This is a genomic window from Okeania sp., from assembly GCF_983059655.1.
The window spans coordinates 1-2410 of the sequence record NZ_CEZPJD010001015.1 but is presented as its reverse complement, the minus strand read 5'-3'; the positions used below and the strand labels follow the sequence as shown (position 1 = coordinate 2410).

Sequence of the window (2410 nt, the reverse complement as noted above, 5' to 3'; positions counted from 1 at the left end):
GTGTTGACTTACAAATTTTGGCAAGGATGAGAGGAAAAAGAAAGTTAAAAGATGAGTAGATGTTAATAATTAATCATTAATAATTAATTAGTAGGTAAGCGTTAAAATTTATTGTTAGATGAAGGAAGAAGGCAGAGAGTGGAAGGCAAAAGGGAAGAGCTTTTAGAGCTACTTTATTTTTTGTTACATACTTACTTTATTTTCAAAAGTCCAGTTAATTAATTAATAATTACCTCTCCAAACCTTAATTATTCGGTAAACGGTCAGCTATTAGCTATTAGCTATTTTTCTCAGAGTTACATTACACTATTTTCTATATAGCAGTCGAAGGAAAGATTAGGACATATCAAAAACTTAAAACTCAGATAATGCAAGCTTTTTCCTTCTTCCTTCTGCTATACACATTAAATTTGAATTATCCATAAAAAAAACAATGCTACCAACAGTTTTAATTACTGGTGCTTCTCAAGGTTGTGGCAAAGCAACAGCACTTTTATTTGCTAGAAAAGGATATAACATTGTCTTAGCTGCTAGAACATTAGATAAATTAGTAGAAACAGCTAATGAAGTTAGGGCAAATGGTAATTCTGCCTTGGCTATTCCTACTGATGTTACTGATGCTAAACAAGTGGAATATTTAGTGCAAAAAGCAATAGATTTTTATGGCAAAATCGATGTATTAGTTAATAATGCTGGTATTTGTTTGACTGGTGCAATGGAACATACAACATTAGAAGATTTTCAACAATTAATGAATGTCAATTTTTTCGGTTATGTGAATACAATAAAAGCTTTATTACCCCATTTTTTGTCAAAAAAATCTGGCACAATTGTTAATGTTGGTTCTATTGGTGGAAAAATGCCTTTGCCACAAATGACCGCTTATTGTGCTAGTAAATATGCAGTTACCGGATTAACTGATACTTTACGTTTAGAATTACAGTCAAAAGGAATTAATGTTATTTCTGTGCATCCAGGAGTTATTAATAGCGATTTTATGGAAAGAGCGCAGTTTCGGGGTGGAGATAATTCAGAAATAGAAAGTAGTCATCAACAAATGAATTCTGTTTTAACATCTAATTTTGTTAGTCAACCAAAAGATATTGCTGAAGCTATTTGGAATGCTGTGAAAAATAATCAGTCTGAAGTAGTAGTAGGTCCAGCTGTTTTGGCAACAGAAACTTATCGATTATTTCCTGGTTTAGTTCAGTTTATGATGGGAAAAGTTTAGGATAATTCATGATGAAGTACTTTAGCGATTAAGGTTTAGTCCGGGGACTTTAACAGTAACTTTTATTCTTTCTCAATTTCTCAATTATTTTCACCGAAAAATTAAGGTATAAAGCCTCTCCATTCATGGAGAAGTAATTCTAAATTATAAATTCTTGAACTTCCTCAAAATTAATAGCTGATAGCTGACGGCTTAATGCTTACTAAATCTATTTCTTCAAACAACATTTAAAATGCCTAGATATCAAGATATATATCCATCCGAACCCCTGATACAAAGCCTCGATTTAGTACGTCCATTAGCAGCAGATTTACTTACTCTAGAATATTTTGAAGCTGAACCTGCTTCGATGCCTATAAATAAGTACGAACAACATCATATTATTATCAATTTAAAAGAAGAACCTCATAGAGTAGAAAATTGGCGCAATGGAGAACATCGAGATTTTATTTATCACAAAAACGAAATAATTGTTACTCCTGCCGGTGTAGAAAGTGGCTGGCAATGGCACGTTCAAAGTAAGTGTATTATTATTACTCTCGAACCTATTAAATTTGAAAGATTTGCTCAAACAGAATTAGGAATTTTACTTTCCGAGCAGCAATTAAAAGATTTACCACAATTTTTAGATGAAGATATTACTCAGTCGGGAATCCAACTTTTAGAAGCTTTAAAATGCAAACTCGGCTCCCAAATAATGTTTGAATCTTTTGCTCGTATATTTCTGACTAAACTAATTCTAAAATATGGCTTACAAGCAGAAGAATATGAGTTTTCTAAAAGCTTCACTGCTAAACAATATAAACAAGTATTAGATTACATTGCTCTTAATTATGGCAATAATATCTTACTAGAAGATATGGCAGCAAAAGCCAGTATTAGTCCTTCACATTTTTCCCGTTTGTTTAAACAAACTATTGGTCAAAGTCCCTATCAATTCTTAATGGCTTACCGTATCGAACAAGCAAAAAAAATGCTCGATAATCCTAATAAATTGATGGCTGATATTGCTTTTGCCTGTGGCTTTTCCGACCAAGCTCATTTCTCCCGCGTGTTTAAAAAAATAGAAGGTTTAACCCCCAAACAATATCGAAAAAAATAATTTTTATGTAATGATGTGTTAGTTAAAAAAGTTTAAATTTTGTAATGGATTTATAAATAATGCCTACTCCGATATAC

2 protein-coding genes are annotated in these 2410 nt (G+C 31.9%); both read left to right on the top strand.

What is annotated here, in order from left to right:
- Positions 1–433 precede the first annotated feature (433 nt).
- The gene (locus tag AC3DU7_RS31245; protein WP_488043123.1) at positions 434–1231 is read left to right on the top strand and encodes an SDR family oxidoreductase; all 798 of its coding nucleotides are present in this window, start codon (positions 434–436) and stop codon (positions 1229–1231) included.
- Positions 1232–1463: 232 nt separating this feature from the next.
- A complete protein-coding gene (locus tag AC3DU7_RS31240; RefSeq protein WP_488043122.1) occupies positions 1464–2333 on the top strand; it encodes a helix-turn-helix transcriptional regulator in 870 nt (289 codons plus the stop codon).
- Positions 2334–2410 lie beyond the last annotated feature (77 nt).